This window comes from Aestuariibacter salexigens DSM 15300, assembly GCF_000429145.1.
GTDB classification, from domain to species: Bacteria; Pseudomonadota; Gammaproteobacteria; order Enterobacterales; family Alteromonadaceae; genus Aestuariibacter; species Aestuariibacter salexigens.
Genome location: NZ_AUBH01000003.1, coordinates 85,511 through 99,800 on the forward strand (window position 1 = coordinate 85,511; position 14,290 = coordinate 99,800).

Annotated in this window: 13 protein-coding genes and 1 other RNA gene; 2 read left to right on the forward strand and 12 right to left on the reverse strand. The window is 47.7% G+C overall.

Annotation, left to right across the window (positions count from 1 at the left end; translation table 11 throughout):
* Positions 1-3: 3 nt before the first annotated feature.
* The 5 genes from G441_RS0106200 to G441_RS0106220 all read right to left on the reverse strand — a co-directional run bounded on the left by G441_RS0106200 (position 4) and on the right by G441_RS0106220 (position 7,955).
* Positions 4-768, reverse strand: coding sequence for a DUF3450 domain-containing protein (locus G441_RS0106200; RefSeq protein ID WP_026375544.1), 765 nt, complete (start codon positions 766-768; stop codon positions 4-6).
* A 242-nt stretch (positions 769-1,010) separates the two neighbouring features.
* Entirely contained in the window at positions 1,011-2,807 is a 1,797-nt protein-coding gene (locus G441_RS19215; RefSeq protein ID WP_026375545.1) for a tetratricopeptide repeat protein, read from the reverse strand.
* A gap of 2 nt (positions 2,808-2,809) precedes the next feature.
* Complete coding sequence (locus G441_RS0106210) at positions 2,810-3,730, reverse strand: class I SAM-dependent methyltransferase (protein ID WP_026375546.1); 921 nt, start codon at positions 3,728-3,730, stop codon at positions 2,810-2,812.
* Between the two features lie 60 nt (positions 3,731-3,790).
* Positions 3,791-6,646 (reverse strand): TonB-dependent receptor domain-containing protein, encoded by a 2,856-nt coding sequence (locus G441_RS0106215; protein ID WP_026375547.1) that lies wholly within the window; start codon positions 6,644-6,646, stop codon positions 3,791-3,793.
* Positions 6,647-6,857: 211 nt separating this feature from the next.
* Positions 6,858-7,955 carry a tryptophan 2,3-dioxygenase family protein gene (locus G441_RS0106220; RefSeq protein ID WP_026375548.1) on the reverse strand — a complete coding sequence of 366 codons (1,098 nt, stop codon included), beginning with the start codon at positions 7,953-7,955 and terminating at the stop codon, positions 6,858-6,860.
* Between the two features lie 122 nt (positions 7,956-8,077).
* On the opposite strand from G441_RS0106220, the gene G441_RS0106225 reads away from it, so the two are divergent.
* Complete coding sequence (locus tag G441_RS0106225) at positions 8,078-8,335, forward strand: late competence development ComFB family protein (protein ID WP_026375549.1); 258 nt, start codon at positions 8,078-8,080, stop codon at positions 8,333-8,335.
* Between the two features lie 22 nt (positions 8,336-8,357).
* Here G441_RS0106225 and ffs read toward each other — a convergent pair.
* Positions 8,358-8,454, reverse strand: an RNA gene (gene ffs, locus G441_RS19500) — signal recognition particle sRNA small type.
* Between the two features lie 96 nt (positions 8,455-8,550).
* Positions 8,551-9,606, reverse strand: coding sequence for a Glu/Leu/Phe/Val dehydrogenase dimerization domain-containing protein (locus G441_RS0106230; RefSeq protein WP_026375550.1), 1,056 nt, complete (start codon positions 9,604-9,606; stop codon positions 8,551-8,553).
* A 209-nt stretch (positions 9,607-9,815) separates the two neighbouring features.
* Here G441_RS0106230 and G441_RS0106235 point away from each other — a divergent pair, with 209 nt between their 5' ends.
* On the forward strand, positions 9,816-10,283 hold the full coding sequence (locus G441_RS0106235; RefSeq protein WP_026375551.1) for an Lrp/AsnC family transcriptional regulator: 468 nt from the start codon (positions 9,816-9,818) through the stop codon (positions 10,281-10,283).
* Positions 10,284-10,294: 11 nt separating this feature from the next.
* On the opposite strand, the gene maiA is transcribed toward G441_RS0106235, so the two are convergent.
* The 5 genes from maiA to pspA all read right to left on the reverse strand — a co-directional run bounded on the left by maiA (position 10,295) and on the right by pspA (position 14,099).
* Positions 10,295-10,948 carry a maleylacetoacetate isomerase gene (maiA, locus tag G441_RS0106240; RefSeq protein WP_026375552.1) on the reverse strand — a complete coding sequence of 218 codons (654 nt, stop codon included), beginning with the start codon at positions 10,946-10,948 and terminating at the stop codon, positions 10,295-10,297.
* Positions 10,949-10,967: 19 nt separating this feature from the next.
* Positions 10,968-12,524 carry a transcriptional regulator TyrR gene (gene tyrR, locus G441_RS0106245; RefSeq protein ID WP_026375553.1) on the reverse strand — a complete coding sequence of 519 codons (1,557 nt, stop codon included), beginning with the start codon at positions 12,522-12,524 and terminating at the stop codon, positions 10,968-10,970.
* Positions 12,525-12,687: 163 nt separating this feature from the next.
* A complete protein-coding gene (gene pspC, locus G441_RS0106250; RefSeq protein ID WP_026375554.1) occupies positions 12,688-13,134 on the reverse strand; it encodes an envelope stress response membrane protein PspC in 447 nt (148 codons plus the stop codon).
* Positions 13,131-13,370, reverse strand: a complete 240-nt coding sequence (pspB, locus tag G441_RS0106255) for an envelope stress response membrane protein PspB (RefSeq protein ID WP_026375555.1) — start codon at positions 13,368-13,370, stop codon at positions 13,131-13,133. The genes pspC and pspB overlap by 4 nt, the downstream gene beginning before the upstream one ends.
* A gap of 48 nt (positions 13,371-13,418) precedes the next feature.
* The gene (gene pspA / locus G441_RS0106260; protein WP_026375556.1) at positions 13,419-14,099 is read right to left on the reverse strand and encodes a phage shock protein PspA; all 681 of its coding nucleotides are present in this window, start codon (positions 14,097-14,099) and stop codon (positions 13,419-13,421) included.
* Between the last annotated feature and the right edge of the window lie 191 nt (positions 14,100-14,290).

Here is a 14,290-nt window from a genome sequence, read left to right on the forward strand (position 1 = left end):
CGATTACTCCGCTGCTGGAATAGGTAGCTTGATCAGGTCGAAAGGTACCTGGTTACGTGCCATACGGACTGCGGTAACAACCGAGCTCACGTATTCATCACCCAGAGGTTCCCACTGACGTGCACCGTTGTCCCAACGCCAAGCATTCGCCTGGTCCAGAGACAGGGCCAGCAATGCCGTACGGCCAAGGTTAAAGAAGTCAACCGTTACCTCAGTACCGTTGATCTCCAGCTTGCCCTGGTTAGCGCTGATCTTCGTGCCGTACTCGTTTTCGATTTGGTACGCTTCGATCACCTGGCGGAACTGCTCAGACGTAGTCACGTTTGAGTTGCCCATGATGTCACGAAGACGTTCAACCCTTTCAAGACGCTCAGTCAAATTAATTGGAACGTCCAAACGGATGAATTCTTCCAACGCATCAATCATTCTGAACATCAATGGAACAACACCACGCTTAACGCCTTCAATGTTGTCAATTTGACGCTGCAGAGAGTCGATGCCACGCTGCTGATCTTCAACCAGGGTCTGCAGATAGTCGTTGTAGACTTTCAGGTTTTCTGTCTCGTCTACAACCGCGCGGTACTCAGCCAACAACTCTTGAGACTGCTCAAACAGAGAATTGATTTTTTGCTGAGAGCGCTTCGCATCAGCATGCGTTTTGGCGCTTTCATTGTGTAGGTCGTTTAGCGGATCTGCAGAGACGACTGCACTACTACCGAGTGCCAATGCGGCTGTCATGGTAGAAGCAATAAGAGTTCTCTTGCTCATTTTGGACATAGTTCCCAACCAGTATTTTAGTTTTGAATCCTCACCGCAGCAGAAAGTTCCAAGGGCAAGGGGCTTAAAAAACGTTTACGTTATATGTATATGGAAATCAGCGAAAAGCAAGCAGGGCTATCGCTGTGAACGCCGAATGGTCACACGGATACGGCTAAATTGTCAAGCTTGCGCCCCGCCGGCTTTTAACAATTGGTTAATAATTGTTACGTAATTTAACGTCATCAGACCACCTAGATGATTTTTTCTACATCATAGGCAATGGTTGTGCGGACTTCATCGCTGTCAAAGGGCTGGGTTCCATGCCAGATATAAGACGGAAAGAGAACTAGTTTACCCACTTCAGGCTGCACATATCGCAGTGCAGGCAAAGGCGGGTTGAGGGCAATATTAGGTTCACCTACTTTAAACCAACCCTGGCGGTCCTGTCCGGCAGTAACGGACGGTAGTTGCACATAAAACGCTGAGCTCAGCCACCCCATGGGATGCACATGGTTGTTATGATAACCACTCTTTTTCAGGCGCACGGACCAGGAGCCTGAAAAGCGATAATCACTGACTTGTTTGAAGCCTGGGTAAGGTTCGTCAAGGTGTTGTATATCATCAATATAACGATTAATACACTGCCTGAATGCCGCAATGACTTGTTGAATAAGTGGGTGCGGATTGTCAAACAGGTTGCCTCGGGTTTGCGTGCCGCCGTGCAGTGTTTGTTGCAACGGTTGCTGCGTCCCCGTATGCAAGGATGTTAAATAGTCGGCCAGAGTATTACAAAACGCTACACGAGAAGGGAATTCAGGCGGTATCTCGATGTAGTATTCGCGCACCAAATTATCATGGGCTGAGTTAATAATGTCATGATTCATGCCCAGCGCTCGCCAGCACAGATCCCGTAACGATAACAACATCTGGTCGTGAGAGTTTGTTGACAGCTGTGCTTCAATCGCCCTGAGTGCATCCGTGTAGTTGCCGTTCTGCATCAGGGTTTCGGCTGCGTTTGTGCGTTGTTGCACAGTGCTGTCGCCAGCATTAAGCACTCGCTTATGTGCCTGTACTGCGCTATCCATTTCACCCCGCGCTTTTAACAATCGTGCTCGCACGTCCTGGTATGCGGTGAACTGACTAAAATTTGCGCCCAATGACTGAATTTCCTGCCATGCTGTATCAAGATGTTTAAGCCTCAATAGCCTGTCGATATAGGCAACCCTGAGTTCAAGGTCATCGGGATATTGTGCAATGGCGGTGCGAAATTCATCAAACATGTGCTCTGGCTTTCCCACCTCCCACATCAGTTCACTCAAATTGATGTGGGCATCAACATATTGAGGCTGCAGCGCTATCGCCTGTTGATAGTAACCAATGGCCTGTTCTAATTTGCCAAGGTCGGAATACGCATTGGCGACATTATGGAATAAGGCATAATCATTCACGCCTGCTTTTAACAGCGCCTGATAATAGTCGAGTGCTTTAGCGGGTTGACCGTTGGTGCGTAAGGCCAAAGCCAGATCATGCCAGGTCTGAGGCTGATTATCGCCAAGTTGTATGGCACGTTCATACAGTGTAATCGCTTCGTCTAGCTTATTTTCACTGGTGCAGCAGCGTGCCTGTAGGCGTACAACGTCTACCTGTGGTAATCCAGCCGCTTGAGCAGTGACCAGCTCTTTGTTCGCCACATCAAAGGCGCTTTGTTCGATAAGTAATTTAATGAGGTTTTTACGCGCATCATGGTAGTCAGATTTAAGCGCAAGCGCGGCGCGATAATGTTGCTGTGCATCATCCGTTAACCCGGACTGTTTCAGATAATTTGCCAGATTGTTGTGCACGTTCGGCTGCTTCGGTTGAATCTTTAGCGACTTACGGCAAAGTGTGATTGCCTCTTTTACGTTGCCTTGTGCAGCGCGCAATGCACCTAGCAGCTGCAATGCAGAAAAGTCATGGGGTCGCTGCTTGAGATAGGATAAATAGCATGACTCGGCGACGTCATAGTTTTTCTGTTGGTGGGCGGCAAGCCCTTGTTGTAAGAGGTTCATGTTTATTTTTTAGAGCCTTTGGCATGAATATGCCAAGCTACGGGTAATTGGTATTTGGGCAAATAAAACGGCTCAGCCTGAATATCACGCAAGCCGGCATTGGTTAATCTCTGTTTTATGTCATCGATGTGTTGCTGTGTGAGAGCAGCCTGACACATTTCTGACAGCCTTAAGATACACTTATCAACCTCTCCCTGCACGTTTTCAAGCCAACTGATAATATCCTGCTGATCATAATGCTGACGCTTGATCATCAGCTGTTTGAAACCGTTATATAAGTGCGAATGGATACCCTCAGGAACTTTCGCACAATATTTTGCCAATACTGGCTCAACCTCTGTAAACACATCCATTGCCTGATGCACTGTGCGCTTTTCGCCCGTGGACATTGCGACAACGAGTTGTTTCGCTTTTTCGATAAACCCGGTCTGTTGACATAGCTGAGCACCCGCCAACTCCTGCTTTAACGCACTACTGACAATATAGCCACCCATGAAATGACACAGTAGTGTCAGACTGCCTGCAGGCTTTAACAACCGTGCAGTTTCTGAAAACGCCTCAGGACCCGCATATTCAATACCGAACTGACTAACGACCAAGTCAAACTGCGCATTGCCCAGTGAAATATTTGCCGCGTCGCAGACCACGGTCTGCACACCATCAACGCGCTGACGCTGTCTGACTAATGCGTCAACGGATATATCTGTTGCCACGAGGTGGTATTGCTCAGTTGACTCAAGGTTTGAAAAAACCGCGCCAGCACCACTCGCTATATCAAGCACGCTTGTGGGTTTATGGTGTTCGAAAATCTTCTGCCAAAACGCCTGTAACTGCAGCTGTTTTGAGCCATCCGCGGTGACAAAGACGTCCCCGCCCTCGCCTTCTTTTTGCCAGTATTCAGACCAGTTTTTTTGTTGTTGCATGTTATTTCATTCAAAAAAAAAGGTGAGCCAGGCTCACCTTTTTATTACAACTTCGTCAACTTAGAAAGTTGCAGCGAAGTTCACGTAGTATGTACGACCGAATACATCGTAAGTCGCTGGGTAGGTGTTAGCCTGCTCCTGGTTGTCACCGATAAGCGGTGGCTCAGTGTCGAACAGGTTATCAATACCCGCAGTTACGCGGTAGTTGTCGTTGATGTAGTAAGTACCAGACAGGTCGAAGTAGTTCTCGCCGTCGATCTTCTCAACAGAGAAGTCTGTACCATCGTCATCATCATTAACTTCACCAACGTGACGCCACAACAGCTGTACGCGGTAGTCGTCAGTGCCGTACTTAAAGGTCATGCGGTGCTTGTACTCTGGCGTAGGTTCGCCACAGTTCAGACCGAAGTTACCCGCACACTCAATAACGCCTGCGCCAGGGAAGGCTTCGAAGTTAGACTCGTCTGTAACAGTACCGAGGTAATCAACAGACACATCGCCGCCCCACATTTCTGTGTTGTAGCTTGCAATCAAGTCCCAACCAGTCAGTGTGATAGATGCTGCGTTTACAGAACCGTCACGAACGAAGTCGATAGTACCGTTGGCACGACGCTGTACTGCATTACAGTAAGCTGAACCTACACCACCGTTCACTGGGTCGTTATAACACAGGTTCAGGATGTTGTTAGTACCAGCACCAGATACCGCATCTTCAATTTCGATGTCGAAGTAATCCAAGCTGAAGCTGAACTCTTCAGTTACGTCATAAACGAAACCAACTGTCAGCGTTTCTGCTTCTTCTTCTTTCAGGTTAGGGTTACCACCACCCAATGCACGAACCTGGCCAGATGCAGGGTCGATTGAGTTAGTGAATACCTCTGATGCAGGAACACCAGTTGCGATACACAGGTCACGTACGCGAGCTGAGTTATCAGTCACACCTGATGCAGAACATGGGTCAGCTGCACCTGGGAAGCCTTCGCTCTCAGGAGCGAACAGTTCGCCGATGTTTGGCGCACGTACCGCAGTGTTGAAGCCCGCACGGATACGGAATGATTCAACTGGTGCCCAAGAACCCGCAATCTTATAACTTTCTACGCTACCCGCAGTTGAGTAGTCAGCAGAACGGTATGCCAGTTCAAGGTCAAGCAGGTCAGCGAACTCAACACCTTCCAGGATTGGCAGGTATGCTTCAACAAACCATTCTGACACGTCGTACCCACCAGCAAGGCCAGGTGCGCCGTTAAAGCCAGCGATAGTACCTGCTGCCAAGTCTTGTGAAGGCAGGAATTCGAAGTCTTCGTCACGGTTTTCGTAACCGAATGCAAGACCGATAGGACCGCCAGGCAGTTCGAACCAACCTTCAGTGTCACCTGCCAAGCTGGCAGCAAACATTTTCTGGTTGAACAGCGCCTGTGACGCTACTGCAGTGCGCAGGAACTCAGCTGCTTGCGCAGAAATGTTACCAGGACCGAACAGGTTCATTGGCGCACAGCCAACCGTACCGCCGTTTGCACTTGGGTTAGCACATGAAGGGTTACCGTTTGCATCAACGATTACGTTACCGCCTTCAGAGGCCAGCAACAGAGATTGGTTGAAGCGACCACGGTTGATGTTACCCAGCTGTACTGAAGAGTTTTCAACTTTACCAGTCTGGTAGTAAACGTCATAAGACCAAGAGCTGTCTTCGATGAAACCTTTCACACCCATCTGGAACTGATAGCTGTTGAAAGAGTCTTCTGAACGACGCTCACCCACTTCGATCATACGACGACGCAGGAACGCAGTCGCTGTATCATCAATGCCGTCGCCATCAGTGTCTACACCGTCACCGATTGCATCAGAGATTTGCTGCTGAGTCGCAACAGGCAGGAACGGGTTGTTATCCAGGCTGAAGGTTGCAGTCTGGAAGATAGGTGTTGCAGCCAGCTGCTGTGGTACGCGGCTGTCTGTGAACATCGCACGACCGTAGACTTCAGCGTTGTCAGTAATTTCATAATTACCGATTGCTGTGATCTGGTGACGCTCTTGAGGCAACTGAATGTAGTTAACCGGTGCGTAGTTGTAGAAGTCGTTGTTGTCGCCGCCAGTCACGAATGGACGTGCAGAGCCGTCTTCGTTAAAGGTAACGAACATGCCGTTCAGGATAGCTGTACCAGGAACACCTGATGAACCACCTGGGATGAAACCGCCTTCGCCATCGTCGAATGCCGCATAGCTTGAGAAGTGACGATCGCCCTGGAACAGGTCATCACGGTCAGTGTATGACATGTTGAATACAACGTTACCTTTACCGTCAGCGAAGTTTCCGCCGATAGTCAGGTCAGCATTCCAGATAGACGCATCGCCTTCTTCAGTTACTTCGTAACTGGTTTGCGCCTGAACGCCTTCAAAGTCGTCTTTCAGGATGAAGTTAACAACACCCGCAACAGCGTCAGAACCGTATACTGCTGATGCACCACCAGTCAGTACTTCTACGTCTTTAATCAGCGCAGTTGGGATAGAGTTAATATCTACTGTACCGCCAGAAGTGGTAGGAACAGCACGTGTACCGTTGATCAGAACCAACGTACGGTTAGTACCCAAACCACGCAGGTCAACAGTAGCAGTACCGTTACCAGGGTTGTTAGACGTACGGTCCAGACCTGGGATAACCTGAGGCAGAGTGTTAAGAAGTGATTCGGTGTTAACGGTAGCAGTTAATTCGAACTGCTCAGCGCCAACAGTGGCGATAGGTGCGTTAGATGCGAATTCCGCTTTACGGATACGAGAACCAGTAACCTGGATCTTTTCTACTGCTTCTTCATCAGCTGCCGCTTCTTGAGCTGCTGCTGGTGCTACGAAACCAATAGTAGATGCCGCACCAAAGGCACAAGCTAAGCGTACTGACTTAGCCAGCTTTGAGTTTGTAAACATGTATTGTCTCCCTGGACCACTAAATGTTTAGTGTGTGTTATTAACCGCTAAAGCGGCTTTTTATATTTAAGGTAGTGAACCTCAGCGACGATAATAACCATAGACACAAGCGCGGGTCAACTGGTTGTATCAGCCGTTTTCGTAATGGTTCATCTTATGTTCATGGAACATGGCGCACGGTTGTAAACATTAATTTACAACCGCATTTTGCCTAGTGCGCTTCCGTTAAAAAGAAACCCAACCGCTTTTTAACCGTGTCAGGCAGAACCGGTAATGCCGATTTAGGCAACAGGAAGGTCGCCATATCAAAAAAGTCTTTGAATATCCGGTTGGTTTCCGTTGTGCGCTTAAGGTATTCGTGTCCTGAAGAGCCGCCGGTGCCAATTTTTGTGCCAAGCATTCGCTGCACCATCATGGCGTGTCGATAGCGCCAAATCGTCAGTTTCTCATCAATTTCGGTTAATGCCGTAATAAATTGAAAGGGTAAATTGAATACGGGCTCTTCACTGTATTGATTTATAAATAGTGCAGATAACATGGCACGCTGCGATAGCCGTATGCCCTGCCCTTGCACAACCTGTCGATAGGTATCTTCATCGAGCAGTGCTGCAAAACTCTGCCGCGTTGCCTCTAACTCCTTCAGCTCTGTGCGTTTTTCCTGCTCAGTAAGCGTAGGGTTAGTTTCAATGGTGTGCTGATCCTGTTGCAACATTTCTGTGGTGGCCTTTTCATACAACGCCCAGAAATTAAAGTCTTCAAACTCCAGCAGCGGCATCCGCTCGAGCCACTTCTCTACCAGATTAAACAGACTGGGCTTTCGCTCCAGGTTTTCCAGAAACTGTCGGTCATCATCATGCAAGCGGTTGTAGAAAGACTGCTTATCAAAATCAATGCGCAATTCACGGCGCAACCCGAGCTTTATTTCCAGCATTTTAAATTGAATGCTCTGGAACCCTGACGCGGGCACCAGATAGTCTCGAAATTCCAGAAAGTCCTGCGGCGTCATGGTTTCCATAATGCTAATTTGGTCGTTAAGCAGCTGTTGTATGGATATCACTCGCTTTAAGCGGTGTACCACCGTGGTCAGCTCCTGGTCTTTCACCTCGGTACGCGCAAAGACATCAATGACGCTGTTCAGTTCATGCAGGATTTGCTTAAACCACAGTTCGTAAGCCTGATGCACAATGATAAACAAGGTTTCGTCGTGGGCCGTTTCACCATATTTGCTGCTTTCAGGTCGCTGAGCGCTCAGTAACCTGTCGAGCTGCAGGTAATCGCCGTAATAAACGGGAGTAATGTTTTTTTTCATATTATTTACACAGTACGCGAACAAATTCGGCTAGAGTCTATCATTACAGTGATTGGTAAATTAACTGCATTACGCTACGCTTGAGTGAAAATCGTGAGCGTGTCGGAAACTATGGGGTACACATGAAACTGGACGACGATATCCACAATTACTATGAACATCTGGTTTTGGAAAGAATTGAGGCTTTAGGACTTAGTAAAACAAAAGATGCTGATTATCTGGCCGACTTATGCTGCCTTGCCCTCAATCAGGTGCCACCGCGCTATATCCGATTTGAAGTCGACATGGCGTTTTACCTACCACAAAACGAACGGCATCAAATGGAAATGAACGTAATTGAAGCGGTAGACAAGGCTATCAAGTATCTGAATGACAAATAAATAATGTAGGGTGTTGGGTGGCGGACTCCAGCCACACCCCGGCACATGAGTCGTTTGCTGCGGCTGCTCCCTTCCGGGCCTGACCGGGTTCACAAAGTATCATTGCGGGGGGACCAGAGCCCACCATAGAAACTCGCGCTTGTTCAGCGCGGCGCGCATTATGACGAAACGGTGTCGATTATGCAAGGCGCCGCGACCAATGCCGACTAGACCTATCAGACGTTATTAGAAAACCTTTCTTCTGCAATTTGATCGGCCACCTGACTGGTCGACAACTGCTGTTGTTCCGCGCGGGTAAAAATCTCTGTCAGATTATCGCCAATGCGCTCAAGATGGGCTTTCAGTGCTTCAGATGAACTTAGCATGCGCTGGTGATAGATATCGATGACGCCGCCGGCATTGATCACATAGTCCGGTGCGTAAAGAATGCCTTTCTCGGCCAGTTGCAAACCAATTTCACGGTGGGCAAGCTGGTTATTTGCCGCGCCGGCGACCACCTTGGCCTTTAACTGTGGCAATGTGTCATTATTTAATACAGCCCCGAGTGCACATGGCGCAAAAACATCGGCCTGAACCGAAAAAATTTCGTCAGGCTTGACGACCTGCGCACCAAGCTCCTTTTCCGCGATATGTAAATTATCCGGATAAATGTCCGTCACAATCAAGTTCGCGCCCTCTCTATGCAGGTGTCTGGCTAAACGCAGGCCCACATGACCGAGCCCCTGAATGGCAACGGTGAGACCTTTTAGGTCAGTATTGAGTGCATAGCGAACGGCACTTTTCAGGCCCACAAATACCCCATACGAAGTAGAGGGTGCAGGATTACCGTCAGCCTCACTACCGTCCCATGAGTATTTAGCCTCAATACCCGAAACGTGCGCGGTATTCTGCGCTGCACATTTGAGGTCGTGTACGGAAATACCAGAATCTTCCGCAATGATATAGCGACCGGCAAAACTTTCGACGAATCGCCCCATAGCGCGCATCATATCGTCTGTTTTGTGCTTACGGGGATCGCCGATAATGACGGATTTCCCGCCTCCCAGCTTCAGCTCGGAAATCGCTGATTTGTACGTCATCCCTCTGGATAATCTGAGCACGTCATTCAATGCTTCTGCACTGTCAGCGTAAGGCCACATTCTGCACCCACCCAAAGACGGGCCGAGGTTGGTATTGTGCACGGCAATAATCGCTTTGAGACCCGTTTCTTCATCGTTATAGAAAGAAATTTGCTCGTGATTATCAAACTCAGCATGCTCGAACACTGACATAGGGATTTCCGATAGAGTGATTAATATAGAGCGACATATTAGCTCAGAGTCGCGAGGACGTGTCTTGCATAGTTTTGAACAGACTGACAAAGGTGGAAACGATGTTGTACGCGAACCCAGTTTTCTAGGATAAACATCCTAGAAATTAAGATTGAAATAGGCAAAGAATTTCAGCATGCTAACGGTTCGTTCACTCCTTTTGCAAAGTAATGAAACTCGACAAGTTTGATCGTGAAATTCTCCGTGTCTTGCAACACGATGCAACCGTATCCATGGCCGAGCTCAGTCAGCGGGTTGGTTTGTCACATACGCCATGCTGGCGACGGGTCAAAAAAATGGAAAGTGAAGGGATCATTCGTCAGAAAGTGACCCTGCTGGATCATAAGAAGCTTAACCTGGGCGTATCAGTGTTTATTTATGTGACGCTTAAAAACCATGATGGGGATTCGTTAAACGACTTCGAGAAAGCGGTGCAAAGCATCAATGAAATCGTTGAATGTCACACAACCAGTGGTGAAAAAGATTATCTTCTGAAGGTGATTGTAGAGAGCATCGAAGAGTATGAGCATCTGCTTAAATCAAAGTTGACCCACCTTCCATTGGTTGATCACCTTAGTTCAACGTTTGCACTCAAGCAGGTCAAAAATACCACGGCCCTGCCAATTAAAAATCAGTAAGGGCCCGTGGGTTATTCTGCGTCTGGCTGATTTTCAGGCTGCGCCCTTATAAACGCATCAAGTTCCTGACAGTTTTCGCACACACGCTGAATTGTCGGGAAAGCCTGTAAATCAACGTTGAATCGTTTTGCATTAAAGTATTGCGGCACCAGACACACATCGGCCATGGTCACGTCAAAACCAAAGCAATAATCACCGGCGGTATTCTGCAAACGCTTTTCTACCGCTTTAAACCCCGTTGTTATCCAATGCTTTGCCCACTCCGCTTTATCCTCTTGAGTGGCATCGAATCGGTTACCGATATGTTGCAATACGCGCAGGTTTGCCAGTGGCTGTATATCGCAGGCTAAGTCATAACTCAGCGCTCGGACTCTGGCCCGTTCGAGTTTATGCTCAGGGATTAACTTAACCGGCTGAGGATGCTTTTCGTCTACATACTCGATAATAGCCAGCGATTGATTGAGGATAACGTCTTCGTCTTCGTCGAAAAAAGTCGGCACCAAATGAGACGGGTTAATACCGCCATAAGCCTCACTGTGTTGCTGCCCTCCCTCTTTAACCAGATGAACAGGCTCAATATGATAATCAAGCTGTTTAAGATTAAGCGCGATCCTGACGCGATAGCTGGCGCTTGAGCGCCAGTAGCTGAATAGTTTTATACTCATTGTTATTGTCCAACCTTCACTACAATTTGATGGTTTTTTTGCTAATCCCGTATTCACGCAGTTTATTAGCGATGGCGGTATGACTCAGGCCTAATTTTTTGGCCAGCTGTCTGGTGCTCGGGTAGCTCGGATAAAGCTTTCGCAATAGCTCCTTCTCGAATCGTTTAACTTCCTGATCCAGCGTTCCTTCAAAGTTTTCATCGACAAAACTGACTTCACCTGAACACTGCGGAACTTGCAGATTATCTTTGGAGATTTCATTGCCATCCACAAGTGACAGCGCTCTGTACAGCGCATTTTCTAATTGCTTCACGTTGCCCGGCCAAGGGTAGGTTTGCAGAAATTCCACACAGCTCCGATTCAGCTTGGGCGGTCGCCGGCCAAGATTAGCGCTGTGCAACTTAATCAATCGCTCTGCTACTGACACGACATCCTGACGCCTGTCGCGAAGAGGCGGGACGAGCAAGCTAAGCACATTCAGCTGGTAAAACAGCTGTTCATTAAATTTTCCCTCTTCGGTCAGTCGCGTCAAATCCTGGCTGCTGGTGCAGATTAGCCGAACATCTGCACGCCTTTCGTCGCTTGAACCCAGCTTGCAATAGGTGCCAGTGCGAATGAACGCTAACAATTGCTGTTGCGTCTCTGCTGGCAACTCTCCCACTTCCTGCAGAATAAGTGTACCTTCATTGGCACGCTCAAGTGCACCAGTAGACGCATTCTCTGACGTGATTGAAGAACAGTGCTGACCGAACAGCTGGCGTGCAATGATGGATGCTTCCATTGCATTACATGGCAGCACAACACAAGGTTTGTCTGCACGGCGACTGGCCTGATGACAGGCTTTAGCCAAATAAGTTTTACCGGTACCAGTTTCACCAAAAACGAGCATAGGAGCGTCAAGCGCCGACATGTGTTTGGCTTCTTTGATGACTTTGCGCATCGCACTGCTGGCGGCCGTAAACTGCGAAAAGCTATCCTGATTAGTCTGATGGAATGCGCTGATTTGCTGCCCCAATCTCGACTCAGATTTCAGCAATACCACTGCTCCGGCGATAATTTTCTCATGGTCACCCTCAGTAACCGTTACCGGTAAAATGTCAGCGAGGTAGTCCTGCTGAATAAATTTTACCCGGTGGGTCTGGGCGAGCACTTCATTATTTTCCAGCCAGCGAACAAAATTAAATCCACTGACCAGTTCACCAATCTCTCGATTAAGTACATCATCCAGCCGCAACTCCAGACTTGATAGCACCGCATCGTTTACCAGCAGCACACGACCTTTGGTATCCAGCGAAAAGACTGGGTCTGGCAGGGTCTGTAGTAGTGCCTGGAGCTGATTTTTATCACGCTCAATCGGCATAAAAGGCGTAGTTTTCACATCTTCAATGCCTTCTAACCTGCGTATTTCCGGCATCAGGTGCTGAAAGTCTTTGAACTCGATGTTGGGAAAGTTAAGAAAAATCTTTCCCACTCTGTCAATTTCGATACCACGCAAGTCGATAGCATGGTTGACCAGTATGTCTAATACGTCCTGAGCAATACCGAGTCTGTCCTGACAGCTTATTTCTAAGCGCATAGCCGACCTTTAAAAAGAAATTTGTAAAGATTTTATGACACTAATACGACAGAGCCAATAAAAGAGTGCAAAGGTTTTTTAAAATTACTGCCTGCTTACGGCGAGAAATGAATAAGGCGGCCAATGGCCGCCTTACTAGAGAGAGGTATTATCGCACTGTGGATTACAACTTACTTATCTCACGATTCAACTGATACTCTTTCGAGGTGACATACGTTTCCAGTTTTCTGAGACGTCTTTCAATCGTATTGTAACGATGTTTAATATCCATAAATGCCTGTTTAGGCGGCTCGCCCGCTTGCCACACTCTGGCTTTAACCTCTACGCGGCGATCGTCATCATCAGCATCGTCACTGGCATCAACCATACTCGCTTTTGGTCTGCCATGATTGGCAAAACTTGTTTTATGTGCGCCGGGTTTCTTATCCAGAATAAACCACGCAGCAACATAGGTAACCAGGACAAAAGGGCCGGCCAGCAAAAAGAACCCTGTTACCGTCAGGATACGGACTAGCCAGACTTCAAGGCCAAAGTATTCCGCTACGCCGGCGCATACTCCGGCTATCCTGGCCCGAGAGGGGTCCCGATATAACGTTTTTCGTTCGCTCATACCTTACTCCTCCAGTCAGATGACTCAGCATCCAGAATTGCCTCCAGGGTATGAATGCGGTCAGCCATGACTTCTGCTCTATCAGCAAGTTCCTGAAGCGTTCGATAGTCATCGTCAGACAGTCCCTGACTCATATGCTTCTTACTTCGATAATGCAGAATTAACCAAATCGGCGCGACGAAAATCATGAAAATAACAATCGGCGCAACAATAATGCCTATAATACTTTCATCCACGTTCTGTCTCCTTCTTTATGCGGTAAACTACTGTGCGAGACAGCGCTGTTACTTACTTTTAGCCTTGCTGCTTTTGCCTTGCACTTTCTTCTTCAATGCTTCCAGTTCGTCGCTGATTTTGTCATCCGACTCCAGCTCAGCAAATTCATCAGCCAGGGTTTTCTTACCCAAATCATAAGCCTCTACCTGAGACTCAAGATCATCGATCTTTCTTTCATATTGCTCGAAACGTCCCATCGCCGCGTCGACTTTGGTGCTATCAAGGCTTTTCTTCACTTCCAGACGAGAGCTGGCAGTCTTCTGACGCATGATAATGGCTTTTTGACGGGTTTTGGCGTCAGCCAGTTTCTCCTGAAGTTGCCCAATCTCATCCTGCAGCTTGCTGATTTGCTCTTCAACCAGCGCTAACTCTTTGGTCAGCACTTCAGCGGACTCACTGCATTTTTTCTTTTCCTGCAATGCCGCTCGAGCCAGATCTTCTCTGTCTTTACTCAGCGCCAGCTCGGCTTTAGCCTGCCAATCCTTTGATTCAGCTTCAAACTTGGCGATCTGCGCCGCAATATCTTTTTTGTTGGCAATGGTTTTAGCAGATGCTGAACGCACTTCAACCAATGTATCTTCCATTTCCTGAATGATCAGGCGAACCATTTTTTCTGGATCTTCAGCCTTATCCAGCAGTGAATTAATGTTTGAATTCACAATGTCTGTAAAACGCGAGAATATACCCATTGTCTTTACCTCTTCTCGTATTGATTAAAGTATTGTGCAAATTGCACTTCTGGATTAACACATTCAAATACCAGGCCAATACGTCACGTCGATTAACTTTATGTTTTTATTGAGTTTTTAATTAATGTGTTTGCAAGGCATCAGATTTAGTCTTAGCATATCAACCATTATTTAGTCATTTCGACCAACAT